Origin of the sequence: uncultured Flavobacterium sp. (assembly GCF_963975515.1) — a bacterium.
Classification (GTDB): Bacteria; Bacteroidota; Bacteroidia; order Flavobacteriales; family Flavobacteriaceae; genus Flavobacterium.
This window is the reverse complement of sequence record NZ_CAXBGY010000001.1, coordinates 250,531-277,188: the sequence shown is the minus strand read 5'-3', so window position 1 is coordinate 277,188 and position 26,658 is coordinate 250,531. Positions and strand designations below refer to the sequence as shown.

The window sequence follows — 26,658 nt, the reverse complement described above, 5'->3', positions numbered from 1 at the left end:
TTTAGTATTTTGAGAAAAATTAAATATAAGAAAGGTAGAAAAGTTCAGCCAGGCCAAGTTGAATATACTGGAATTTATACCGATAAGGAAACTGAATTGCAGCTTTTTGTGTATAACGAAGAAAATGCAATTGAATTTCAAAACATTTCTGTTGAAGAATTTTTCAAATCTAAAGTTAATTCTCAAAATAATTGGCTAAATATTCATGGATTAGCTAATGTGGATTTAATTAAGAATCTAACAGAAATTCTTAATCTAAATAGCTTAATAGTTTCTGATATTGTTAATATATCAAGAGGAACAAGTCTAGATGAGCTTGATGATACCTTGTTCTTTAGTATTAAATCAATTTTACCTAGTACAAATAATGAAACAATAAATATTGAACAAATTAGTTTTCTATTACAAGATGGATTAATAGTTTCTTTTCAGGAAAAGAGAGGTGATTTTTTTACACACATTAGAGAGCGAATTAGAGCTAACGTTGGGATTGTTAGAAAAAAGAAAGTTGACTTTTTGCTATATCTTTTATTGGATGCGATAATAGAAAACTTTTACATAACTATTGAAACCAAAGAGAATAAAATCGAAGAACTATTGGCATCTTCAAAAACTTCTGATAATCCAATGATTATGCAAGATATTGAAAAGATTAGAGAAGTACTTCACTTATTAAAACGTTCAGTTATACCTTTAAGAGATGCTTTGTTTACAATAAAAACTATTAAGGATGATGATGAACTCAATTTTATTGAACCTTCAAATTTTGTATTCTTTGGTAGGTTACATCAAAAAACGCTAGAATTAATTGAACAGATTGAATATGACATGAATGCTTTAAATAGTGCAAGTAATTTTTTTTACACAGCTCAAGGTCATAGAATGAATGAGGTTATGAAAATACTAACTGTAATTTCTTCTATTTTCATGCCTTTAACATTTATTGCAGGAATATATGGGATGAATTTTGATAATTTACCAGAATTACACTGGAAATACAGTTATTTCTTTGTTCTTGGAGTCATGTTTCTTATCGTTTTATCGATGATATATTACTTTAAAAAGAAAAAATGGTTTTAGCACAAACTTTTACAACAAAGCCTTTTTAATACACAAATAAAAAATTATTTTTGCCAAATGCAACACAACGTACTAATTTTAGATTTCGGTTCACAATACACACAACTTATCGCAAGAAGAGTTCGTGAACTTAATATATTTTGCGAAATATATCCTTACAATAATCCTCCAAAGGATTTGTCAACTTTTAAAGCCGTAATATTATCAGGTAGCCCATTTTCTGTAAGAGCAGAAGATGCACCACATCCAGATTTGTCAGAAATTAGAGGAAAAAAACCTCTTTTGGCTGTTTGTTATGGTGCTCAATATTTAGCTCATTTTTCGGGTGGTGAAGTAGCTCCTTCAAACATAAGAGAATACGGAAGAGCTAATTTATCTTACATCAAAGAAAATGAACCTTTTTTAGAAGGTATTAGCAAGGATAGTCAAGTTTGGATGAGTCATTCAGACACCATTAAAACTTTACCAACAAATGCTGTTAAAATTGCCAGCACGAAAGATGTAGAAAATGCAGCTTACAAAATAGAAGGTGAAACTACTTATGCTATTCAATATCATCCAGAAGTATATCATTCAACGGATGGAAAACAAATGTTAGAGAACTTTTTAGTAAAAATTGCTGAAGTACCTCAAAATTTTACTCCAAACGCTTTTGTTGAGGATATGATAGAAGAACTTAAAAATAAAGTTCAAGATGATAAAGTTGTTTTAGGACTTTCTGGTGGAGTTGACTCAACAGTTGCTGCCGTTTTATTACATAAAGCTATAGGAAAAAATTTATATTGCATATTCGTTAATAATGGCTTATTGCGTAAAAATGAGTATGATAGCGTTTTAGACCAATACAAAGGAATGGGTTTAAATGTTAAAGGAGTAGATGCTTCGGCACGCTTTTTGAAAGCTCTTGCTGGTGTAGATGATCCTGAAACAAAACGTAAAGCAATTGGAAATGCTTTTATTGAAGTTTTTGATGATGAAGCAAACCAATTAACAGATGTAAAATGGTTAGCACAAGGAACAATATATCCTGATGTTATTGAATCAATTTCAGTTAATGGTCCTTCTGCAACAATAAAATCACATCATAATGTTGGTGGCTTACCTGACTTTATGAAATTAAAAATTGTTGAACCACTTCGAATGTTGTTTAAAGATGAAGTAAGAAGAGTTGGTAAAACGTTAGGAATAGACGCTGAATTATTAGGAAGACACCCATTTCCAGGTCCTGGTTTAGCAATCAGAATTTTAGGAGATATTACACAAGAAAAAGTAGATATTCTTCAAGAAGTTGATGCAATTTTTATCAACGGATTAAAAGAACATGGTTTATACGATAAAGTTTGGCAAGCAGGTGCAATTTTATTACCTGTTAATAGTGTAGGAGTAATGGGAGATGAACGTACTTATGAAAAAGTCGTTGCTCTACGTGCAGTTGAGTCTACTGATGGAATGACAGCTGATTGGGTACATTTGCCTTATGAGTTTTTAATGAAAATATCAAACGAGATAATAAATAAAGTTAAAGGTGTGAATAGAGTAGTGTATGATATAAGTTCAAAACCACCTGCAACAATCGAATGGGAATAAATATTTTATTCTTTTTTAATAATTAAAGTTTAACCTAATCTTAAATTATGATTCTAAAAGTTTACAAAAACAGAAAAACTGATTTTCTACTTATGAGTAGAAAGCTAGTTGTATTTTTAGTTTTGCTATTGACTTTCCAATTAGGTTACGGTCAAGAAGATGATAATGTAGAAATTGTTACTCATAAAGTTGCATTAGGAGAAACTATGTTAATGATTTCAAAAAAATACCTCGTTACTCCAACTGAAATCTATAGGTTAAACAAAAAAGCAATAGATGGAGTTAGTGAAGGAATGATATTATACATCCCACAGCCTATTAAGAGTCAAGAAATAATTACGGAACGAAAAGAAAAAAGGGAAAAACAAAAATTAGCATTACTTGAACGTGTAAAAGAAAGAGAAGAAAGAGAGTTAATAAAAGCTAAAGAAAATGAAGTAGTAGCTTCGGTTTCAGAAGTTGAAGAAGCAAAAGATCCAAATTATGGTAGACGTGAAGCTATATCAAAATTAAAAATATCTGATAAAAAACAGTTTATTGAGCATGAAGTATTATCTGGAGAAACACTAAATAGTTTGTCGAAAAGATATGGTGTATCTGTAGAGGAAATTGAAAAAGAAAATGAAAAGGTTTTAAAAAAAGGACTTCAAGCTGGATCAACTTTAAAAATGCTTGTATCTCAAAATTTATTTATTAATGATGAACCAGAACAAGTTATTTCAACAATTTCAACTGAGGATGATAATAACAATACTACAACTGAAGTTATGCATAAAGTAAATTCTGGAGAAACACTTTACAGTATATCAAAAAAGTATGGTATATCAGTAAATGAAATTTCTAAAGCAAATACTGCTACGTTACAAAACGGATTGCAATCAGGACAAATGTTAAAAATAAAAGCAAAGGTACCAGTTGTTGTTAATGAAGATAAAAATGAAAAAATAATAAAAACCGATTTAAAAACTACTGAGATTTCAAATCCAGACGATATTACTATAATAAAGCATCAAGTACAACCAAAGGAAACATTATATAGTATTTCTAAAAAATATAATGTTTCAATTGAAGATATTAAACAACAAAATGAAGAACTTTTAACAAAAAGCCTTCAATCAGGTCAAGAAATAACTATTAAAGTAAAAAAATAATTGCCCTGAATTAATTTTAATTTTATGAATCAAATCAAAAAGATAGTACTACTAATAGTATTAATTTCTTTTAATTCTTTTGCTCAACCCAATAAGGATTATGTAAAACATACTGTTTTAGCAGGAGAAACTGTAACTCAAATTGCTAAAAAGTATAAAATAACACCTTATGATATATATACATTAAATCCTGAAGCAAAAAACGGAATTAATGAAAATCAAATTTTATTGATTAGTTTACGTGATTATAAAGTTGACAATAAAGATTCAAAAAAGGATAAAAAACTAAAAGAAGATTCTAATAAAATCGAAACTTATATTGTTCAACCCAAAGATACCAAATATAATTTAGCCAAAAAATTCAACATAACTATAGATGATTTAGATAATTGGAATAAAGTAGTCGTTAGAGATGGTTTACAAGAAGGACAAGTACTAATTGTAAAACAACCTATTAATCCTGATTTTGTAATTTCTACAACAGTTAAAGATTCTATATTAGATTCTGGAAAATATATAATTCAACCAGAAGACACTAAATATGGAATTGCTAAAAAGTTTGAACTAACAATCGAAGAATTAGAAGAGCTTAATCCGGAAATTGCAGATGGTTTTCCTGTCGGAATTGCTATTGCAGTAACCAAAAAAGGAAAACGAACAATTTCAAAAGAAAAATCAGATTACGAACAATATGAAATTAAACCCAAAGAAACTCTATACGGAATTTCAAAAAAGTTTAATGTTTCTCAAATGGAAATTTTAAAGTTAAACCCAATTCTAAGCGAAGGTTTTAAAGAAGGTTTGGTGATTAACATTCCAAGCGACAATTTAAAAGAGCTTGATTTAGCTTCTGATAAAACTAGATTAGTAGCTAAAAAAAGCGATGTTGAAAAAACGTTAGTTTTATTACTTCCTTTTAATATTCCAATGATTGAAAATGATTCAATTAGAAGTAAATCAGAGTTTTTGAATTCTAAACACGGACAATTAACCAATATTGCCTTAGATTATTATGCGGGTGCTTTAATAGCAATTGATTCAGCAAGAAGAATGGGTTATAGCAATTTAAAGGTAAAAGTAATTGATTTTGAATCCAAAAAAACATCTAATAATTTGAATTCAATTATTCAAAAAAATGATTTTTCAAAAGTAAATGCTGTCGTTGGTCCTTTAATAAATTCTCAAGTTGAACAAACGGCAATCGCTTTAGAAAGATATAATATTCCCATTATTTCTCCTTTGTCTGTAACTAACGGAAAGCCATATCCTAATATTTATTATGCAAGACCTTCAGATGAATTGATGCGAGAAATGTTATTTAATCACTTCAAGAAAAATAATGGAAATGTATTGGCAATTTTTAGCAATAAAAAACAAGAAAATAAAGAAACAGTATTGGCTCAATTTCCTGAATTAAAAATTGTTCCCTTAACAGAAAAAGGAGCTGTTACATCAGAAAACATTATTTCACTTTTAGATCCAACTAAAAAGAATTTTGTAATTCTTGATACCGAAAAAACAAACATAATTCTAAATACAACAAGTATTCTATCTAAATTAAAATCTAAATATGATATTCAATTAGTTGTTTTCGAAATTTATGATGCGTTAGAATTTGAAGAAATACCATTAAAAAGATATACAGATTTAAAAATGATGTTTCCTTCTGTAACTAGAACTAATAAAACTGGATATTATGAATCTTTTCAACAAAAATTCAAGAAAGAGAATAATGTTAACCCTAATTTCTTTGCAACACGAGGTTTTGATGTAACTTTTGATACAATTTTGAGAATATATCAAGAAAACGGTTTTGTAAATTCTACTACTGGTTTAACTTCAGAGCAATTACAAAGTAAATTTAATTATAGAAAAATAGAGGATGGTAATTATAATACCGGAATTTATTTAATGCACTATACAGACGAATTAACCATAGAAGAAGTAAAATAATGCCAACATCAAAAGTGACCTATTTAGGAGATTTAAGAACATCTTCTATTCATATAAATTCAGGTTCAGAAATAATTTCTGATGCTCCCTTAGATAACAACGGAAAAGGAGAAGCATTTTCTCCAACAGATACTGTGGCAAACGGTTTAGCAACTTGTATGTTCACAGTTATGGGAATTAAAGCTCAGGATATGAATGTTGATTTATCAAACTCAACCGCAGAAGTAACAAAAATAATGGCTACTGAACCAAGAAGAATTTCTGAAATTCATATTATTTTTAATTTTAACGCAAGTATTGATGAAAAAACTAAAACCATTTTAGAAAGAACAGCTAATACTTGCCCTGTTCATTATAGTTTGCATCCAGATATCAAAAAAGAAATTACTTTTAATTGGAAGTAATTTGACAAATCAAGAACAATTAGTTAAACTCGCTCATGCAAAAATGCCTTTTGGTAAATATGAAGGTAAATACTTAATCGATTTACCTGAATATTATGTGGTTTGGTATCATAACAAAGGTTTTCCAAAAGGTCAATTAGGAGAACAACTTAAACTTGTTTATGAACTTAAACTAAATGGTTTGGAAGAACTAATTAGAAATATTCGTAGAAATTTTCGCAAACCGATTTAAGCAAATTAAAATAATTGCTAATTTTCAATTGTAAATTATCAATTATAAATCGTATTTTTGCACGTTTTAAACAACAACACAACAAACAACAACTACACAATGAATCAAACGAAATATATATTTGTTACTGGTGGTGTGACTTCTTCTTTGGGAAAAGGAATTATTGCTGCATCTTTAGCAAAATTATTACAAGCAAGAGGTTACAGGGCAACTATTCAAAAATTTGATCCATACATCAATGTTGATCCAGGAACTTTGAATCCATATGAGCATGGAGAATGCTATGTAACTGATGATGGAGCAGAAACAGATTTAGATTTAGGACATTACGAACGTTTTTTAAATGTTCCTACTTCTCAAGCCAATAACGTTACAACAGGTAGAGTTTATCTTTCGGTTATTGAAAAAGAACGTAGAGGTGAATTTTTAGGAAAAACAGTTCAAGTTGTTCCTCATATCACAAATGAAATTAAAGAACGTATGCAATTACTTGGTAACACAGGTGATTATGATATAGTGATTACAGAAATTGGTGGAACAGTAGGTGATATTGAATCATTGCCTTATATAGAATCAGTTCGTCAATTATTATGGGAATTAGGTGATGAAAATGCAATCTGTATTCATTTAACTTTAGTTCCATATTTGGCTGCTGCTGGTGAATTAAAAACAAAACCAACGCAACATTCTGTTAAAACATTAATGGAAAGCGGAATTAAAGCAGATATTTTAGTTTGTAGAACAGAACATGAATTATCTGATGAATTGCGTCAAAAATTAGCATTATTTTGTAATGTAAAGAAAGAAGCTGTTATTCAATCTATTGATGCATCAACTATTTATGATGTGCCAAATTTAATGTTAGAAGAAGGATTAGATACTGTTACTCTTAAGAAATTAGGTTTGCCAGAAAAAAATAGTCCAGATTTAAAACATTGGAATGAGTTTCTTCAAAAACATAAAAATCCAAAACATGAAATCAATATTGGTTTAGTGGGTAAATATGTTGAATTACAAGATTCATATAAATCAATTCTTGAAGCCTTTATTCATGCTGGTGCTACAAATGAAACAAAAGTAAATGTCATTTCTGTTCATTCTGAGTTTTTAAATGCCAAAACGGCAGAAAAACAACTAAAAGGTTTAGATGGCATATTAGTTGCTCCTGGATTTGGTAATCGTGGAATCGAAGGAAAAATAGATACTGTTCGCTATGCAAGAGAAAATAAAATTCCGTTTTTAGGAATTTGTTTAGGAATGCAAATGGCTGTTATTGAGTTCGCAAGAAATGTATTAGGTTACAAAGATGCAAATTCAACTGAGATGAATGAAAAGACTAAGTATCCTGTTATTAATTTAATGGAGGAACAAAAAAATATTGTGAATAAAGGAGGAACTATGCGTTTAGGTGCTTGGAAATGTTCAATTAAAGAAGGAACATTAGCACATAAAGTATATGGAACGTCTGAAATTTCAGAACGTCACCGTCATAGATACGAATTTAACGCAAAGTATTTAGATGAATTGCAAAATGCAGGTTTAATTGCCTCTGGAGTTAATCCTGATACAAATTTGGTAGAGATTGTAGAAGTAAAAGATCATCCATTTTTTATCGGAGTTCAATATCATCCAGAATATAAAAGTACAGTTGCCAATCCTCATCCTTTATTTGTGAGTTTTGTAAAAGCTATAGTTCAAAATAAAACAAACAGACTAAAGAGTCAAACAGTTTAATTATAACAAATTAATTGCCTTTAGATTATTCTAAAGGAATAAATACTAAAAATGGAAGAAAAAAAATTAGATCTAAATTCAATTATTGGATTTGTATTAATTTCAGGGATTTTAATGTGGATGTTATATACTAACACTCCTACAAAAGAAGAACAAGAAACAAAAGCTAAACAAGAGCAAGTAGATAAACAAAAAGAATCAGTAAAAACAGAACAAACTCAAGAAGTTACTCCACTTGTTACAAATGATTCTCTTCAAAATGAGCAAGCTAAAGCACAATTAGGTTCATTTGCTTATTCTTCAACTCTTCCATCTGCAAAAGAGAATGTTACAACTATTGAAAATGATGTTTTAAAATTAGAAATATCAAATAAAGGGGGTTACATTATTAATGCAACTGTCAAAGGAATTGAACAATTTGAAAAAAATTCTAAAACAGAAGTTCAAATTATCAAAGAAAATAATGCAAATCTAAACATTACTTTAAATACAAAAGACAATCGTGTTTTAAATACAAAAGACATGTTCTTTGAGCCGACTTTATCTAAAGATGGCGAAAATCAAGTATTAACAATGCGTTTAAAAGCTGGTGAAAACAAGTTTTTAGAATATCGTTATGTTTTGAAACCAAAAGAATACATGTTAGATTTTGGAATCAAAACACAAGGTTTAACTGATGTAATCAACACTTCAAAATCATTAGATTTAGAATGGCAATTAAAAGCATTTAGAAACGAAAAAAGTATTTCATATGAAAACCGTTACACAGAAATGGTTTATGAATATGAAGAAGGAAAAGATGATTATCTAAGTGCTGCAAAAGATGATGATGATATTGTAAAAGATGTAACGTACATTGCTTTTAAGCAACATTTCTTTACTTCAATTTTATTAACAGACACTCCTTTTAAAACGGCTGAATTAAAATCTCAAAATTTAGTTAACGATGAGGAAATTGATACAGTTTACACTAAAAACTTTATGGCAAAAGTGCCTTTAGATTTTAAAAATGGTGAACTTAATTATGCTATGAACTGGTATTATGGTCCAGCAAAATATGAAACTTTAACAAGTTATGATAAAAATCTAGACGAAATTATGCCATTAGGTTGGGGAATTTTCGGATGGATTAACCGTTGGGTTTTCATTCCAGTATTTGGATTTATTTCTTCAATCGGATTAGGTTATGGATTGTCAATTATCATTTTTACGATTTTGGTAAGATTAGCAATGTCACCAATTACATATAAATCATATTTGTCTCAAGCAAAAATGAAAGTATTGCGTCCGGAAATTAACGAATTAAACGCTAAATACAAGGATAATGCAATGAAGAAACAACAAGAAACAATGAAGTTGTATTCTAAAGCAGGAGTAAACCCGATGGCAGGTTGTTTACCAGCTGTTATGCAAATTCCAGTTTTCTATGCATTGTTTCAGTTTTTCCCGTCAATGTTTGATTTAAGACAAAAAAGCTTCCTTTGGGCAGACGATTTATCTTCTTATGATGCAGTATATCATTTGCCATTTAGAATTCCTTTTTATGGAGATCACGTAAGTTTATTTCCAATTTTGGCTTCTGTTGCTATTTTCTTCTATATGAGAATGACAACGGGTGATCAACAAATGAGTGCACCAACGCAAGAAGGTATGCCAGATATGGGGAAAATCATGAAAATTATGATTTATATTTCTCCTGTAATGATGTTGGTTTTCTTCAATAATTATGCTTCTGGATTGAGTTTATATTACTTTATTTCTAATTTAATTACAATCGGAATTATGTTAGTTATTAAAAAATATATTGTGAATGAAGATAAAATTCACGCTAAAATTCAAGTCAATAAAACAAAAGAGAAAAAAGAAAGCAAATTCCAGAAAAAAATGCGAGAAATGATGGAACAAGCTGAAGAAGCTAAAGCTCAAAAGAAAAAATAATTAAATTATAATATTAAAAAAGCCATTCAGATTAATGAATGGCTTTTTCTTTTAGTAAAATTTGTAAATTAAAGCATTGGTAATAATACATTATCAATTACATGAATAACTCCATTTGAACATTGAACATCAACAGCTACAATATTTGTATTTCTGTTTGCTTCATCTGTAATAACTGTTCCAGCAATTGTAAATGTACCAGTTTCTAAAGTAGTAATTGGAGTAGTAGGAATTCCAGTAGACAATACATTAGCACCTGCAACTACATGATAAGTTAACACTGAAGTTACTTGAGCAGAAGTTAAACTAGCTAAAGTTCCTGGATTTTGCATTTCAAAAGTTGCAAAAGAACTATTTGAAGGAGCAAAAACAGTGAAAGGAGAACTAGTTGATCCGTTTAATGTAGGAACTAAACCTTGGCCGTCTAATAATCCAACTAAAGTTGTAAAATTACTGTTTGCTGCTGCATGAGTTACAACAGTTGGTAATCCAATAACCGCACTTACTTTATGAATTACTCCATTTGTTGCAATAATATCAGCTTGAGTTACGTTAGAAACACCATTAAGACTTACACCACTTGCAGTGTTTATGTACATACTTAAAGTGTTGGTCATCGAAGCAGAACCTTTACCTAAAGTTTTTACATAACCTGTAGATAAACCTGTAGATAAATTTGTTCCACTCACAACATGGTTTAAAAGTATTTCTTTTAATGCTGCTGTCGGAACTGCATCTAAGCTCGAGTAGCCATTAGCAGATAAAAAAGTTGAAAATGCTGCATTGTCAGGTGCAAACACCGTAAATGAACCACTTTGGCTTAATGTTTGTACTAAGTCAGCTTTAGCTAAAGCAGCAACTAATGAAGAGAATTCTGGTGTACGTGATGCAATTCCTGCAATTGAGTTGTCAACTGAAACAACAACAGGATCATCATCATCATTTGAGCACGAAAATATCATCACACTTGTTGCGATGAATAGAGTTAATTTGATTAATTTTGCAATGTTTTTCATAGTAATTATGTTTTTTGTTTAACCAAATATAATAAAGATTAAACAAAAAAGAAAATGATTGGTAGAATTTAAAGCAAAAATTAACTTTTTTTATCAATTGTTTAACTAATTGATAATAAATTAAGTAAAACTAAAACATATTTAAAACAGATGTTAAAATCAAGAAAAATTGTTACTGTATTTATATTATTAATTTCAGGATTGTCATTTTCACAAGAAAGTATTAATCAATTAGATACTAAAGGAGAACGTCACGGTTTATGGAAAGGCACTTATGAAGAATCAAAAAGACCTAAATATGAAGGTGTTTTTGAACATGGTAAAGAAACGGGAATTTTTAAATTTTTTGATGATACAAAAGCGGGTAAGGTAATAGCAACAAGAGATTTTACCAAAGGAAATGAAACCTGTTACGTTACAATGTTTGATAGAAAAAATAACATTGTTAGTGAAGGTCTTCTGATTAATAAAGAATATGAAGGAGAATGGAAGTATTATCATAAAGAGTCAAAAGTTGTAATGTCTTCTGAAAATTACAAAAAAGGAATACTTAGTGGAGTTAAAAAAACTTTCTATGATGATGGTTCAGTGGCAGAAATTTTAAATTTTAGCGAAGGAAAAAGAAATGGAAATTACAAGAAATTCGGAGTAAACGAGAAAATTCTTGAAGATTTAAATTATAAAAATGACGAACTTCATGGTGTTGCAACTTATTATGATGGTTTAGGAAACATTTCAATTCAAGGTCAATACAACGAAGGTTTAAAGTCAGGAGTTTGGAAAACCTACGAAAAAGGTAAAGTTGTGAAAGAAGAAACTGCAAGAAAATATACTTCTAAAAATTTCGAATACACTATCAATCCAAAAGGAGAAAAAATTCCTGGAGAAATGAAAGATAGAGAGATTAAAGAAAAAAAAGTAGTTAAAAAAGGAAATAAAAAGTAGTGTTTAGTTGGCAGTTTGAAGATTTCAGAATAATCATTGTCGTTCAGATTTAGCCAACGGATGATTAAGAAATAAATATTTGTGCCTTAAGGGCAAAAAAATAAAATAAAATGAAAAGAGTCGTAGTAGGACTTTCAGGTGGTGTGGATTCTAGTGTTGCAGCTTATTTATTGCAAAAGCAAGGTTATGAAGTAATTGGTCTTTTTATGAAGAACTGGCATGATGACACAGTTACAATATCAAATGAATGTCCTTGGTTAGAAGATAGTAATGATGCACTTTTAGTGGCCGAAAAATTAGGAATCCCTTTTCAAACAGTAGATTTATCAGAAGAATATAAAGAAAAGATTGTCGATTATATGTTCAATGAATATGAACAAGGTCGAACTCCAAATCCAGATGTTCTTTGTAACAGAGAAATTAAGTTTGATGTATTTATGAAAATTGCCTTGTCACTTGGTGCAGATTATGTGGCAACAGGTCATTATTGCAGAAAAGGTAGTGTTGAAAATGACGGAAAAGAAGTTTTTCAATTGTTAGCAGGAAAAGATGATAACAAAGATCAATCTTATTTTCTATGTCAATTATCGCAAGAACAATTATCAAAAGCATTATTTCCAATTGGTGAATTAACTAAACCTGAAGTACGTGAAATCGCTACACAAATGGAGTTAATTACAGCTGATAAAAAAGACTCACAAGGTCTTTGCTTTATCGGAAAAGTTCGTTTGCCCGATTTTTTACAACAAAAATTACAACCAAAAGAAGGAATAATTGTAGAAGTTGATGCAAATGATGAAGTTTTTGAATCTTCAACTTCTGAATTTGTAAATATTGAAGACGCTTTTGCTTATCAAGCAAGAAAATTAGATTTTTCTAAAGCAAATTTAAAGGTTGTTGGAAATCATCAAGGAGCACATTATTTTACAAATGGTCAACGAAAAGGGTTGAATGTTGGTGGAACAAAAGAACCTTTATTCATCATTCAAACAGATGTTGAAAAAAATATAATTTATACAGGTCAAGGAACAAATCATCCAGGATTATACAAAAACGCTTTATTTATTAAGTCAGATGAAGTTCATTGGATTAGAGAAGATTTACGTTTAAAACCAAACGAAGAAAGACAGGTAATGGCAAGAATTCGTTATCGTCAACCTTTAGAAAAAGCAACGTTATATCAATTTGAATCTGGAATGTATGTTGTGTTTGAAAATCCGCAATCGGCTATTACAGAAGGACAATTTGCTGCTTGGTATGATGGTGAAGAATTATTAGGTAGTGGTGTAATTTCTTAAAATTAGTTAATGAATTTTCTTTACATAATTGCAGGTTTAGTTTTATTGGTTGTTGGTGGAAATTGGTTATTAAAATCCGCAGTTGGATTATCATTCAGACTAAATATTTCAAAAATTATTGTTGGTTTAACTGTAGTTTCCTTTGCAACTTCTTTACCAGAACTTATTGTAAGTGTTCAAGCCGCTTTAAATGGTCATCCAGATATTGCGGTTGGAAATGTTTTAGGCTCTAATATTGGAAACATAGGTTTAGTTCTTGGAGTTGTACTTTTAATTAATGCCATTCAAATAGATAAAAGTTTTTTTGCAACAGATTGGCCAACAAAAATGATTGCTTCAACTTTGTTATTCGTTTTCTTACTTATGGACGGAAAATTAAGTAGAGCAGAAGGTTTCATATTTATTGCGTTATTGATTCTATTTCTACTTTATTTAGTCAAGCAAAACAAAAAAGTAATTGCTGATATTTCTGAAATCAAAGAAGATGTAATGCCTTACATGAAAATTTTCGGATTTCTAGCAATAGGAGGTTTTGCACTTTGGGCAGGATCAGAATTATTAGTAGAAGGAGCTGTAAATCTGGCAAAAACTATAGGTGTAAGTGAACGAGTTATAGCAGTTACAGTTGTTTCAATTGGGACAAGTATTCCTGAATTAGCTTCTTCAGTTATCGCAAGTATTAAAAAAGAAAATGATATTTCAATAGGAAATATTATAGGTTCTAACATATTTAATATTTTAAGTGTTTTAGGAATTACTGCCATAATAAAACCAATTGAAAACATTGATCCCAGAATTTTAAGCCAAGATATTTATTGGATGCTTGGTTTTGGTTTGTTGTTATTACCTTTAGTTTTATTACCAAAAAGAGGAAGTTTAAGTTTTAAAGAAGGAATTCTTTTATTGGTAAGTTATTCTGTTTTTATTTATTTTACAATTAAGTAAAAGCTTCATTAAGAATTTTATATATTTGAAGTAAAATAGAAAAATGAAAAAGTTACTACTTCTTATTGTTTTATTTATTTCATATAATTCTTTTGCACAAGAACAAGATGCTTGGGTTTACTTTACCAATAAGCCTAATGCTTCAACCTATTTAGCAAATCCTTTAACAATGCTTACGCAAAGATCATTGGATAGAAGAACAGCTCAAAACATTGCATTAGACGTAACAGATGTTCCTGTTCATCAACCTTATATTGACCAAATTGAAGCTATTACTGGAATAACAGTGATGGCAAAATCAAAATGGCTGAATTCAATTCACGTTAGAGGAACTCAATCAGATATTCAAACTTTATCAAATTTAACTTTCGTAAATTCAATTGACTTTGCAAATAGTGCTTTAAATACTAGACAAATTCAGCCCAAAGACCAATTATATGGTAAAGTTAATAAGCAATTAGAAGAATTAATAACTTACAGTTACGGAAATTCTACTAATCAAATTCAAATGCTAAACGGCCATTTATTGCACCAACAAGATTATACAGGTCAAGGAAAAATTATAGCAGTTTTAGATTCTGGTTTTATTGGAGTTAATTCAGCGGCACCTTTTCAAAATTTAATGACAAACAATCAAATTTTGGGAGGTTATAATTTTCCTGATAGAAATACCAATTATTTTTCTCGTCACAATCATGGAACATCTGTTTTATCTTGCATAGGAGGATTTGTTGATGGACAATTAGTAGGAACTGCTCCAAATTCACAATATTATTTATTCATTACAGAAGATATAAATTCCGAAAACCCAGTTGAAGAATCTTATTGGGTTGAGGCAGCTGAATTGGCAGATTATTATGGTGTGGATGTTATCAATAGTTCGTTAGGTTATTTTGGATATGATAATCCAGCCTATAGTTATACCTATAATGATATGAATGGAACAACTGCTTTTGCATCAAGAGGAGCAAATATCGCTTTTGCTAAAGGAATGATGGTTGTTATAAGTGCAGGAAATTCAGGAAACAGTTCAGAACCACATGTTGGTGTGCCAGCAGAAGCTATAGATGCCTTCGCAATTGGAGCTGTTGATAGTAATGAAGTAATTGCTTCATTTAGTTCAATTGGTCCTTCTTTTGACAACAGAGTAAAACCAGATGTTTGTGCCAAAGGATTAGGAACAACAGTAAGTAATACTTCAGGAAATATAGTTGTTTCAAACGGAACCTCATTTTCAAGTCCAGTTATGGCCGGAATGGTAGCGACTTTTTGGTCTGCAGTTCCAAGTTTAACAAACATTCAAGTAAGACAATTTATTAAAGAATCTGCGGATTTATATGCAAACCCAACGATTTATAAAGGATATGGAGTTCCTGATTTTCAATTAGCCTTAACAAATGCTTTAAATTCAATGAACTTTACGATTGAAAATCCTGTTTTGTATCCAAATCCTGCAGTAAATCAGATTACTTTAGCGAGTGAAATTAAAAACGGTAACCTATTGTTATTTAATAGTTTAGGTCAATTAGTAAAAGAAGAAAGTATTACGCAAAAAATACAGAATTTTGATGTGGAGAACTTAAATTCAGGAATATATTATTACCAAATAACTTCACCAAATATTAATTTAAAAGGTAAAATTATAAAACAATAATTTACCAATAGAATAAACTCAACGATTTAATGAATAAAATTACAAGCCTTTTTGAAATAAAATATCCAATAATTCAAGGTGGAATGATTTGGAATAGCGGTTACAAATTAGCAAGTGCTGTCAGTAATGCTGGTGGTTTAGGACTAATTGGAGCAGGTTCTATGTATCCAGACGTTTTAAGAGAGCACATTCAAAAATGTAAAAAAGCAACAGACAAACCTTTTGGTGTAAATGTTCCAATGCTTTACCCAAATATTGAAGAAATAATACAAATCATTATTGAAGAAGGTGTGAAAATTGTTTTTACTTCTGCCGGAAACCCAAAAACATGGACAAAACATTTAAAAGATAATGGCATAAAAGTTGTTCATGTTGTTAGTAGTGCTAAATTTGCCATGAAAGCACAAGATGCTGGAGTTGATGCTGTTGTAGCAGAAGGTTTTGAAGCTGGTGGACACAATGGTAGAGATGAAACAACAACGTTGACTTTAATTCCAATAGTAAGAGAAAATATTAATATTCCGTTAATTGCTGCTGGTGGAATTGCCACTGGTAGAGGAATGATGGCTGCAATGATTTTAGGAGCAGATGGAGTTCAAATGGGAACACGATTTGTTGCATCAACTGAATCAAGTGCTCATGCAGATTTTAAAACTACAGTTGTTAATGCAAATGAGGGTGATACACAATTGACTTTAAAAGAATTAGCACCAGTTAGATTAGTTAAGAATAAATTTTATAATGATGTACAAGAATTATATACAAAATGCCCTTCAAAAGAAGATTTAGAAGCCTTATTAGGTAAACGTAGAGCAAAAAGAGGTATGTTTGAAGGAGATTTAATTGAAGGTGAATTAGAAATTGGACAAATTTCAGGTTTAATTCATGATATTTTACCCGTTCAAACAATTATAGATAATGTGATTAAGGAATTTAATCAAGCCCAAAAAGAAACACAACAATTTCAATTTTAATAAAAATGAGCAAAAAGCTTAAAATAGTAGTATTCGTTTTATTTATTGGTTTATCATCTTATAGCCAACAATTTTTATTTAAAACAACAAGCCTTTCAGTTACTGAAATGAATAGTAAGGGAAAATGGACAGATTGGACAAAACCAGTAAAGTCTGAAATGATTATTAAAATTGATGGAGTAAGTCATAGAGTAGTGGTGTATTCTGAAGAAATTCAACTGTTCAATATAGTCAAATACAATGAAGTAAAGAAAACAGAAACCGACATTTTATCTTCTTATAATTGTGTTGATAATAACGGAATAGAATGTGTTGTTTCAGTTTATACTAGGCTAAACCAAAATAACAGAAAACAACTTTACATTACTTACGACGATATGATAATTGAATACAATATTGAAATTGAAAAGTAATAGTTTGCGTAAGAATTATTTAGTATCTATTTATTGCGATTAATTCACTATTTATTAGCTGTTTAGCGTCTTTTGTCGAATTTTATTAACACTTAGTCAGATTTGTCAATAACTTATATTTGTTTTTATTTTATATCGCTATATTGCGATGTACATATTAAAAACAAGCAATATGGGATTAACTAAACGTGTTGGTTTTAAGGAAGATATAAATAATATTGCAGAAGTATTTAAAGCATTAGGTCATCCTGCAAGAATTCAAATTATGAATATACTATTGAGTAAGAAATCTTGCTCTTGTGGAAATATTGTTGAAATTTTACCATTGGCTCAATCCACAGTTTCAAATCATTTGCTTGAACTTAAAAAAGCAAACCTAATTAATATTACTTTTTCAGGTAAAAGTTCTATTTATTCGGTGGAAAAAGATAAACTCAACGTTTTAAATCAGTTTATAAGTAATTATATTGATAATCTTGGGTCAGATACCTTTAAAAAGAAATCTACACATAAAACAATTCCTATTTCTGAAAATGTGGAAGAAATAATTTCCCTAACTACGAAGAAAAAATTAACTTCTAATTTAAAACAATTTAATTATACGTTTCCACATAAGAAATAATAGACTGCAACATCTAAACATTAATCCTATTTTTTGAATAGGATTTTTTTTTGAAATATATAAAACAGTAATACGTAATTTTAAGAATTTCATCACATTCAAATCATATCTATTCCTTATTTTTGTGATTCAATAAAAATAAAGATGAAAAAATTAATAATTGCAATTACACTTTTAACTTCAATACTTGCAAGTGCTCAAGACAAACCTAAATTAGTAGTTGGAATCGTTGTAGATCAAATGAAACATGAATATTTAAATCGTTTTTCAAGTGATTTTTCTGAAAATGGTTTTAAAAGATTAAGTAATAATGGATATTCATTTCAAAATACTCATTATAATTATATGCCAACCTATACAGCTCCAGGGCATGCAGCAATTTACACAGGAACAACTCCTTCAGTAAACGGAATTGTGGGTAACGATTGGTTCAATAAAGCTACCGGAAAAGAAATGTATTGTACAGACGATAATTCTGTTTCAACTATTGGTAATGGAGTAGAAAGCGAAGGAAAAATGTCTCCAAAAAACCTACAAAGCACTACAATTACGGATGAATTAAAGTTAGCAACCAATTTCAAAGGAAAAGTTATTGGAATGAGTTTAAAAGATAGAGGAGCAATTCTACCAGCTGGACATTTTGCTGATTGGGCTTTTTGGTACAGCAAAACGGGTTCTTTTATTTCAAGTACTTTTTATGGTGAAAATTTACCAAATTGGGTAACAGATTTTAATAATGAAAAACATTATGAAACTTATGTTCAAAAAGGTTGGGAATTATTAAAACCAAAAGAAACTTACAACGAAAGTCTTACAGATAATAATCCTTATGAAGGAAAATTATATAAGAAAACACCGTTTTTTCCATACAATTTAAAGGATATGTATGAAAATAATGATGCAGGTGTTTTAAGAGCAACACCTTTTGGTAATAATTTATTGGCTGATTTTGCTAAAAAAGCCATTGAAAAAGAAGTTTTAGGTAAAGATGAAATTACGGACTTTTTAACGGTTAGTTTTTCTTCAACAGATTATATTGGACACATTCTGGGACCACGTTCTATAGAATTACAAGACACATATTTGCGTTTAGATGAAACTATAGCTGACTTCTTAAACTATTTAGACAAAACCGTTGGAAAAGGTAATTACTTGGTATTCTTAACTGCAGATCACGCTGGTGCAGAAAATGTTACCTATTTAAAAGACAATAAATATGACGTTACAAATACAAATTCAAAAACATTACGAAACGATTTAGAAGCTTTTTCTAAAACAACTTATGGTGATGATTTAATTTTAGATTATTCAAATTCTAATGTGTTTTTTAAGAAAGATATCATTAAATCTAAAGGATTGAATTTAAATGAAGTAAAACAAACTTTCAAAGATTATCTTCAGACTCAAAAATTTGTAAAAAGAGTTTATACAGAAGATGAAATCTTGGCTTCATCTGGAAGTGATTATTACTTAAAGTTAATTGCAAATGGATTTGATCCAGTTCAAAATGGAGAACTTGTAATCCTTGAAAAACCAGGATATTTAGAATATTCTTCAACAGGAACAACACATGGAAGTCCTTATACTTATGACACACATGTTCCTTTATTGTTTTACGGTTGGCATATCAAAAAAGGAGAATCATTTGATAGAAAAGAAATCACACAAATTGCTCCAACATTGTCTCAATTGTTAAAAATAACTTATCCAAACGGAACTGAAGCTGAGTTGTTACAAGAGATTTTGAATAAGTAATTAGTTAAATAAATTAAACGTTCACTTTTGTCAAGCTGAACTTGATTAAGCTTCTAAATAATCACAAATTAGCACTAATAAATCTGTGCTAATTTGTGAAATTTGTGTAAAATATTAAATAATTGACTTTGAGTTCCTCTATGAAAAACTCAGTGCAACTAATTTAAAAACTAATCTCAACCTGATTTCTCAAAATATCTTCAAACGTTTCTCTTTGTCTAATTAAATGTCCTTTTCCATTCAACCATAAAACTTCAGCAGGTTTTACTCTAGAATTATAGTTAGAAGCCATTGAAAAACAATAAGCACCAGCATTTCTAAAGCACAAAATATCACCTTCAGTTATTTCGGCAATTCTTCTGTTATTGGCAAACGTATCTGTTTCACAAATATAACCAACAATAGAGTAGAAGCGTTCTTTTCCTTTTGGATTAGTAATATTTTCAATATGATGTTGCGAACCATATAACATAGGACGAATTAAATGATTAAAACCAGAATCAATTCCAGCAAAAACAGTCGAAGTTGTTTGTTTTACAACATTCACTTTCGCTAAAAAGAAACCAGCTTCACTCACTAAAAATTTTCCTGGTTCGAAGGCTAATGTCAATTCACGACCATATTCTTTTTCGAAAGCTAAAAATCTTTTTGTTAATTTTTTTCCGAATTCTTCTACATCAGTTTCAATATCATCTTTTTTGTATGGTACCTTAAAACCACTTCCAAAATCAATAAAATCTAATTCTTTGAAATGTTTTGCAGTGTCAAATAAAATTTCAGCAGCATACAAAAACACACCAACATCCAAAATATCAGAACCCGTATGCATGTGAATTCCGTTAATATGCATTTTCGTGTTTTCAACAATTCGCAACAAATGAGGCAACTGATGAATCGATATTCCGAATTTACTATCAATATGACCTACAGAAATATTTGCATTTCCACCAGCCATAACATGTGGATTTATACGAATGCAAACTGGAGTTTTAGGGTGTTTTGTACCAAACTGTTCTAAAATAGAAAGGTTATCAATATTAATTTGAACCCCTAATAAAGCAACTTTTTCAATTTCTTCCATAGAAACTCCATTTGGTGTATAAATAATATCTGATGGATCAAAACCAGCATGAAGTCCTAGTTTAACTTCTTGAATAGAAACCGTATCTAAACAAGAACCTAAACTTTTTAAATAACGTAAAATAGACACATTAGACAAAGCTTTTACAGCATAATGCACTCTAAAACGCTCTACTTTGTTGAAAGCCTTTGTTAAGCGTTTATATTGAGCTTCAATCTTTTCCGCATCATAAACATATAAAGGACTATCAAATTCTTTGGCCAACTGAACTAAATCTTGTGTTTTCATTTTTTCTATTTAAAGGTGCAAATTTATTATTAATTACTTGTATTTTTAATAATTAAACAAAATATAACATAATACAACAAATTGTTAAATATATAACAATTAGGTGTTGTTGTGAAAAATGAACATCACTTTAGTTAAAATAAAAAATAAAATAGTTAGTGAGTTACAGAATAGTTTGTTATTTTTGTGGCACTTTTAAAACAAGATAAACGCATCACAATTATGAATTTACACGAATATCAAGGTAAAGAAATATTAGCGAGTCACGGTGTTCGCATCCAAAGAGGTTATATAGCTAACAATCCTGAAGAGGCTGTTGCTAAAGCTAAACAGTTAACCGCTGAAACTGGAACAGGATGGCACGTTATAAAGGCTCAAATCCATGCTGGAGGTAGAGGAAAAGGTGGAGGAGTTAAATTGGCTAAGAATTTAGATCAAGTTGCAGAAATTGCAGGTCAAATTATTGGTATGGATTTAATTACACCACAAACACCACCACAAGGAAAGAGAGTACACAAAATTTTAGTAGCTGAAGATGTATATTATCCTGGTGAAACTGAAACTTCTGAATTTTACATGTCAGTCCTTTTAAACAGAGGAACTGCAAGAAATATGATTATGTATTCTACTGAAGGTGGAATGGATATTGAAGAAGTTGCAGAACACACACCACATTTAATCTTTACAGAAGAAATTGATCCTGCTGTTGGACTACAAGGTTTTCAAGCAAGAAGAATTGCTTTTAACTTAGGGTTAAGTGGAAATGCATTCAAAGAAATGACAAAATTTGTTGTTTCGTTATATAACGCTTACATAGCATCTGATGCTTCAATGTTTGAAATCAATCCAGTATTGAAAACTTCAGACAATAAAATTATGGCAGTTGATGCTAAAGTAAATATTGATGATAACGCTTTGTACAGACAAACAGCTATTGCTGAAATGCGTGACATTAGAGAAGAAAATCCTATTGAAGTTGAAGCAAAAGAAGTTGGATTAAACTATGTTGATCTTGACGGAACAGTTGGATGTATGGTAAACGGTGCTGGATTAGCAATGGCTACTATGGATTTAATTAAATATGCAGGTTTCGAACCAGCTAACTTCTTAGATGTTGGTGGAACAGCTGATGCAAAAAGAGTTGAAACAGCTTTTAGAATCATCTTAAAAGATCCAAACGTAAAAGCAATTTTAATCAATATTTTTGGTGGAATTGTTCGTTGTGATAGAGTTGCACAAGGAGTTGTTGATGCTTACAAAAACATGGGTGACGCTATTAAAGTGCCAATCATTGTAAGATTACAAGGTACAAATGCAGAAATTGCTAAAGAATTAATCGATAATTCTGGAATGCCAATTTTATCTGCTGTACAATTCCAAGAAGCAGCTGACCAAGTTAAAGCAGCGCTTTCTTAATTAGAAATAAAAGTTTTATTTATATGAAATCCCAAGTTTAGGCTTGGGATTTTTTTTTGAAGAATTTGCACTTAATCAATTGATATTTCTCTAGTAAAAAGATTTATATATTTTATAAATTTAATTTCTTGGTAATCTTCTTCGGTACTAATTCCACTAATTAAATAGTTGTTTCCATTTTTACTTATAGAATAGATAGAATAGATAGAATAGTTATGAAAAGAACTTTTGTTTTTAAAATTAAAATATCGATCATCATTTTTATGCCAATTTAAGGTTAAACCTGAGTTTAAATTTAGATTTGCAATCCATTGTTTTTCGGATGAATTACCTACTAATAAAAGGTTGTTTGAGTCTAATATTATAAAATCATTTATTTCATAACTTGTAATGTAATCTTTTTCAAAATCTTCTTTTGTAGTTGGAATTGCTGATGAAGTTGTTCTGATAGACTTTTCATAATCAAGATTTCTTGGCAAATTATATTCAGTTTTAGTAATAACATTTAATTCTTTATCAAATTTTGTATATATTAATTTATCTTTTAAATTATTAAAGTGTCCAATTGTAATTAAGTATTCATTATCAGATTTTATTTTCTTGATTTTATAGGATATTTGAATTTCTTTACTTTTTTTTCCGTTCAATTTTGAACTGTAAATAAAAGTATTTGATTTTGAATAATCAAAAGCTAAAATATAGATTTTATCATCAAAAAGTATTATTTCTTTTGGTGAAATAAAGGAGTTTTTGTCTTTAACATTTTGATTGAATTTATTTTTCCATAAAACTATCCCTTTTTCATTAATGGCTAATTGGAAAATTTGTTTTGAATGAAAAAAGTGTCCAACTAAATATATAGTGTTACTTGAATCAGAAACTAAAGCATCAATAGTTTGATATTCCTTATTAAAAATAGATTTAAAATCTTTTTCCCATTTTAAAACTCCAAAAGAATCAAAACAACTTATTTTGTTTTTACAACTCAATATAATATTATCATTACTATCTATAATTATCCTTTGTCTTGAGCAAGTTGCTAACTTTTTTTGCCATTCTATTAATACATTTTTATTAATTTTTAAAAATGTTCCATTCTGTGTAAGTATTGCTCTGTCATTATTTGAAAATTCAGCAATTTCAATAGGAGGGTTTAAAGTTGAATAGTTTGTTGTATTATGTGTATAAGAATCAATGTTTAAATTCCATGATTCATTAATTTGAGAATGTATATTCAGGGTTATAAAAAAGAGTAATAAATACGAGATGTTTTTCATTTATATGCCTTAAATAATACATATTTCAGTATTTGGTTTAATTTTTTGATTTAATGCATGTGTAAAAACAACTTTTCAGGACACATAACTTTCTAGTTCCATTATTGCTTTTTCATTTTCTAATTCACTAATTAGTTCTTGATTCCTTTTACCAAAGAGTATATCAAAAAATTTTATAAACATTTAGTTTGATTTATAAAGTAAATATATAAAATTTCAAACTGCATTCAAGCATAAAACAATTTTGTATATTGAATTATATAATTTTATCTTCGCATCCGCGTTATAAACGTTGACACAACATTTGCTATGTTAAAGAATTGCCTTATTATATGTTTCATTTTCCTTTCGACCGTTTCATTTGGTCAAATAGGTGGTAAATATGTGTATCAATTTTTAAATCTAGCACAATCTCCAAGACAAGCTGCTTTAGGTGGAAAAACGGTTACTGTGGTTGATTATGATGTTAATCAAGCCTTTTATAACCCTGCAACTATCAATCCTGAAATGGACAATCGTTTGTCAGCCAATTACGGAAATTATTTTGGAGAAGTTACTTATGGAACAGCTGCATACGCTTATACATATGACAGACGTGTTCAAACCTTTCATGCTGGTGTAAATTACATCAATTACGGAAACTTTGAAGGTAGAGATGAATTAGGAAATATCACTGGTCAGTTTACTGGAAGCGAAATTGCGTTGTCTTTTGGTTATGCTCAAAATATTCCTTGGACTGATTTTTATGTTGGAGCTAATGCAAAGTTGATTTCTTCAAGTTTAGAAACATATAGTTCGTTTGGTGTTGCTGCAGATTTTGGAGTTTTATATATAGATGAACCTAATGATATAAATTATGGTTTAGCGATTCGCAACGTTGGTTATCAAATCAAACCTTTTGCAGATACAAACGAAAAATTACCTTTAGCCATAGATTTTGGAGTTTCACAATTAATGGAAAATGTACCTATTCGTTGGCATTTTACAATGGAAAATTTACAACAATGGCAAATTGCATTTTCAAATCCAAATAGAGCAGAAGGTTCGCTTGACGGTTCTGTGCAAGAGGAGAAAGTTTCGTTTTTAAATAATGCAATGCGTCATATGATAATGGGAGCTGAGTTGTTTCCAGATAAAGGATTCAGTATTCGTTTGGGATATAATTTTAGAAGAGCCGAAGAATTACGAATAGTAGACCAACGAAATTTTTCTGGAATTTCAGCTGGTTTTGGAATTCGATTTGGAAAAGTTAGATTTGATTATTCTTATTCAAGATATACTGTAGCTGCAAATACGAGCTTATTTGGAATGATGATTAATTTACAATAAAATATATTTAAGAGTTTGAAAAAAATTACAATTGCAATAGACGGATTTTCGTCAACCGGAAAAAGTACTTTGGCTAAACAATTAGCTAAACATTTAGGTTATGTATATGTAGACACTGGTGCTATGTATCGTGCCGTGACTTTTTATGCAATGCAAAAGGATTATGTTTCAGAAGATCATTTAAATAAAGAAGCACTTGTTAAGGATTTGCCGAATATAAATTTACAATTTCATTTCAATGAAGCTTTAGGTTTTGCTGAAATGTATGTCAACGGAACAAATGTTGAAAATGAAATCAGAACACTTGATGTTTCACGTTGTGTGAGTCAAGTCGCGGAAGTTTCAGAAGTCAGAACAAAATTAGTGGCTTCTCAACAAGAAATGGGAAAAAACAAAGCCATTGTAATGGATGGAAGAGATATTGGAACCGTAGTTTTTCCGGATGCTGAATTGAAAGTTTTTATGAATTCAAGTTCACAAACGCGTGCCGAAAGACGTTATAATGAATTAATCGAAAAAGGACAACACGTTACTTACGAAGAAGTTTTAGAAAACGTACAAGAACGCGATTATATTGATACACATAGAGAAGATTCTCCTTTAGTAAAAGCAGATGATGCCATTGAAATCAATAACTCTACTTTAAACAAAGAAGAACAATTTGATTTGGTTTTGAAAATGGTGGAAGAGAGGGTTTGATAATTTATTATGAAATTTTACCAATTATTTTCACAAGGACATTCTTCTATATATAATGTCTTGTAAAAATTAAAAAAATCAAAGACAGCTTTAAATGTCTCTTCATATTTGAATTTTAATAATTTTTTTAATATTTCAACTTGTAACTTTCCTGTTTTATCTGATTTAGTATGAATTATTTCATTTCTTATACTTCTAAGATTATGAATATGTATATTTGATGGTGTAGGTTTTGAAAAGAAATTTTTATTTAATGCATTTGGTAATACTTTAGTTATTTTATCATTAAATGAAATTGAATATTGAATTTGTGATTTATTATAAATTTCAGTTTTTCTATCATTAACTATTTTGTATTCATAGTTTTCTGGTATTATGTCATTTATAAAGCACTCTATCGAAGTGAATAAACATATTAAACATGTAGTAGCTGCACCATAAAAATCATAAGCAGAAGTACTACTAACTTCATTTTGTTGATTTAAATTTGAAAGAAGCTCTAGTAGTTCATTCTTTAATTTTATCCTGTCTAAATTTAATTTATAGGCAAAATCAAAATTCACTAATGCAAAATCAGGAACAGGTATAATAGTATGTTTGCCATTGTTATTATAGATGAAGCTAAAAAATTTTTCATTCAAATCTGTTTCAATTATTGTGAAATTGTTTTTTGCTTTACTTTTTAGAAAACCCTCGTCTAAACCTTCTTTTGTGACGAAATTCATATTATTTTGTAGGGTTTCATGATTTTTCAAATATTCATGAAAGAGAAATTTTCTTTTTATATGTTTCATCAATTTAATTATGTCTTATTTAAAGGGTTTTTTGTTTAACTAAAATTATTTTGAATAAGTAACTGTAAATATA

At 29.4% G+C, this 26,658-nt stretch carries 23 protein-coding genes; 19 read left to right on the top strand and 4 right to left on the bottom strand.

Features of this window, described 5'->3' with window-relative positions:
• Positions 1-9: 9 nt before the first annotated feature.
• The 8 genes from corA (at position 10) to yidC (ending at position 10,079) form a co-directional block, all read left to right on the top strand.
• Positions 10-1,080 carry a magnesium/cobalt transporter CorA gene (gene corA / locus AAC008_RS01285; RefSeq protein ID WP_339886936.1) on the top strand — a complete coding sequence of 357 codons (1,071 nt, stop codon included), beginning with the start codon at positions 10-12 and terminating at the stop codon, positions 1,078-1,080.
• Between the two features lie 57 nt (positions 1,081-1,137).
• On the top strand, positions 1,138-2,667 hold the full coding sequence (guaA, locus tag AAC008_RS01280; RefSeq protein ID WP_339886935.1) for a glutamine-hydrolyzing GMP synthase: 1,530 nt from the start codon (positions 1,138-1,140) through the stop codon (positions 2,665-2,667).
• 92 nt (positions 2,668-2,759) lie between these two features.
• On the top strand, positions 2,760-3,818 hold the full coding sequence (locus tag AAC008_RS01275) for a LysM peptidoglycan-binding domain-containing protein (protein WP_339886934.1): 1,059 nt from the start codon (positions 2,760-2,762) through the stop codon (positions 3,816-3,818).
• A 24-nt stretch (positions 3,819-3,842) separates the two neighbouring features.
• Complete coding sequence (locus tag AAC008_RS01270) at positions 3,843-5,771, top strand: LysM peptidoglycan-binding domain-containing protein (protein WP_339886933.1); 1,929 nt, start codon at positions 3,843-3,845, stop codon at positions 5,769-5,771.
• Positions 5,771-6,175 carry an OsmC family protein gene (locus tag AAC008_RS01265; RefSeq protein WP_339886932.1) on the top strand — a complete coding sequence of 135 codons (405 nt, stop codon included), beginning with the start codon at positions 5,771-5,773 and terminating at the stop codon, positions 6,173-6,175. Before AAC008_RS01270 ends, AAC008_RS01265 begins: the two co-directional genes overlap by 1 nt.
• Position 6,176: 1 nt before the next feature.
• Positions 6,177-6,407 carry a DUF3820 family protein gene (locus AAC008_RS01260; RefSeq protein ID WP_339886931.1) on the top strand — a complete coding sequence of 77 codons (231 nt, stop codon included), beginning with the start codon at positions 6,177-6,179 and terminating at the stop codon, positions 6,405-6,407.
• A 99-nt stretch (positions 6,408-6,506) separates the two neighbouring features.
• Positions 6,507-8,141 carry a CTP synthase gene (locus tag AAC008_RS01255; protein ID WP_339886930.1) on the top strand — a complete coding sequence of 545 codons (1,635 nt, stop codon included), beginning with the start codon at positions 6,507-6,509 and terminating at the stop codon, positions 8,139-8,141.
• 51 nt (positions 8,142-8,192) lie between these two features.
• Positions 8,193-10,079 carry a membrane protein insertase YidC gene (yidC, locus tag AAC008_RS01250; protein ID WP_339886929.1) on the top strand — a complete coding sequence of 629 codons (1,887 nt, stop codon included), beginning with the start codon at positions 8,193-8,195 and terminating at the stop codon, positions 10,077-10,079.
• 68 nt (positions 10,080-10,147) lie between these two features.
• Here yidC and AAC008_RS01245 read toward each other — a convergent pair whose 3' ends face one another.
• Positions 10,148-11,095, bottom strand: coding sequence for a fasciclin domain-containing protein (locus AAC008_RS01245; RefSeq protein WP_339886928.1), 948 nt, complete (start codon positions 11,093-11,095; stop codon positions 10,148-10,150).
• 150 nt (positions 11,096-11,245) lie between these two features.
• Here AAC008_RS01245 and AAC008_RS01240 point away from each other — a divergent pair, with 150 nt between their 5' ends.
• The 8 genes from AAC008_RS01240 to pafA all read left to right on the top strand — a co-directional run bounded on the left by AAC008_RS01240 (position 11,246) and on the right by pafA (position 19,701).
• Positions 11,246-12,040: a hypothetical protein gene (locus AAC008_RS01240; protein WP_339886927.1), complete on the top strand. Its 795-nt coding sequence runs from the start codon at positions 11,246-11,248 to the stop codon at positions 12,038-12,040.
• A 110-nt stretch (positions 12,041-12,150) separates the two neighbouring features.
• Positions 12,151-13,338, top strand: coding sequence for a tRNA 2-thiouridine(34) synthase MnmA (mnmA, locus tag AAC008_RS01235; RefSeq protein ID WP_339886926.1), 1,188 nt, complete (start codon positions 12,151-12,153; stop codon positions 13,336-13,338).
• A 9-nt stretch (positions 13,339-13,347) separates the two neighbouring features.
• On the top strand, positions 13,348-14,283 hold the full coding sequence (locus AAC008_RS01230) for a calcium/sodium antiporter (protein WP_339886925.1): 936 nt from the start codon (positions 13,348-13,350) through the stop codon (positions 14,281-14,283).
• 43 nt (positions 14,284-14,326) lie between these two features.
• On the top strand, positions 14,327-15,937 hold the full coding sequence (locus AAC008_RS01225) for a S8 family serine peptidase (RefSeq protein WP_339886924.1): 1,611 nt from the start codon (positions 14,327-14,329) through the stop codon (positions 15,935-15,937).
• Positions 15,938-15,966: 29 nt separating this feature from the next.
• Positions 15,967-16,911: a nitronate monooxygenase gene (locus AAC008_RS01220; RefSeq protein ID WP_339886922.1), complete on the top strand. Its 945-nt coding sequence runs from the start codon at positions 15,967-15,969 to the stop codon at positions 16,909-16,911.
• Between the two features lie 5 nt (positions 16,912-16,916).
• Positions 16,917-17,324, top strand: coding sequence for a hypothetical protein (locus tag AAC008_RS01215; RefSeq protein WP_339886921.1), 408 nt, complete (start codon positions 16,917-16,919; stop codon positions 17,322-17,324).
• Positions 17,325-17,496: 172 nt separating this feature from the next.
• Positions 17,497-17,946, top strand: coding sequence for a metalloregulator ArsR/SmtB family transcription factor (locus AAC008_RS01210; protein WP_339886920.1), 450 nt, complete (start codon positions 17,497-17,499; stop codon positions 17,944-17,946).
• A 144-nt stretch (positions 17,947-18,090) separates the two neighbouring features.
• Positions 18,091-19,701 (top strand): alkaline phosphatase PafA, encoded by a 1,611-nt coding sequence (pafA, locus tag AAC008_RS01205; RefSeq protein WP_339886919.1) that lies wholly within the window; start codon positions 18,091-18,093, stop codon positions 19,699-19,701.
• A gap of 163 nt (positions 19,702-19,864) precedes the next feature.
• On the opposite strand, the gene lysA is transcribed toward pafA, so the two are convergent.
• Entirely contained in the window at positions 19,865-21,070 is a 1,206-nt protein-coding gene (gene lysA / locus AAC008_RS01200) for a diaminopimelate decarboxylase (RefSeq protein WP_339886918.1), read from the bottom strand.
• Positions 21,071-21,292: 222 nt separating this feature from the next.
• Here lysA and sucC point away from each other — a divergent pair, with 222 nt between their 5' ends.
• Positions 21,293-22,486 carry an ADP-forming succinate--CoA ligase subunit beta gene (sucC, locus tag AAC008_RS01195; RefSeq protein ID WP_339886917.1) on the top strand — a complete coding sequence of 398 codons (1,194 nt, stop codon included), beginning with the start codon at positions 21,293-21,295 and terminating at the stop codon, positions 22,484-22,486.
• 71 nt (positions 22,487-22,557) lie between these two features.
• Here sucC and AAC008_RS01190 read toward each other — a convergent pair whose 3' ends face one another.
• Positions 22,558-23,763, bottom strand: coding sequence for a hypothetical protein (locus tag AAC008_RS01190; protein ID WP_339886916.1), 1,206 nt, complete (start codon positions 23,761-23,763; stop codon positions 22,558-22,560).
• 309 nt (positions 23,764-24,072) lie between these two features.
• Between AAC008_RS01190 and porQ the strand changes: the two genes are divergently transcribed.
• Positions 24,073-25,092 (top strand): type IX secretion system protein PorQ, encoded by a 1,020-nt coding sequence (gene porQ / locus AAC008_RS01185; protein ID WP_339886914.1) that lies wholly within the window; start codon positions 24,073-24,075, stop codon positions 25,090-25,092.
• A 15-nt stretch (positions 25,093-25,107) separates the two neighbouring features.
• Positions 25,108-25,791 (top strand): (d)CMP kinase, encoded by a 684-nt coding sequence (cmk, locus tag AAC008_RS01180; RefSeq protein WP_339886913.1) that lies wholly within the window; start codon positions 25,108-25,110, stop codon positions 25,789-25,791.
• A 17-nt stretch (positions 25,792-25,808) separates the two neighbouring features.
• Here the strand turns inward: cmk and AAC008_RS01175 are convergent, their stop codons facing one another.
• Entirely contained in the window at positions 25,809-26,516 is a 708-nt protein-coding gene (locus tag AAC008_RS01175; RefSeq protein WP_339886912.1) for a hypothetical protein, read from the bottom strand.
• Between the last annotated feature and the right edge of the window lie 142 nt (positions 26,517-26,658).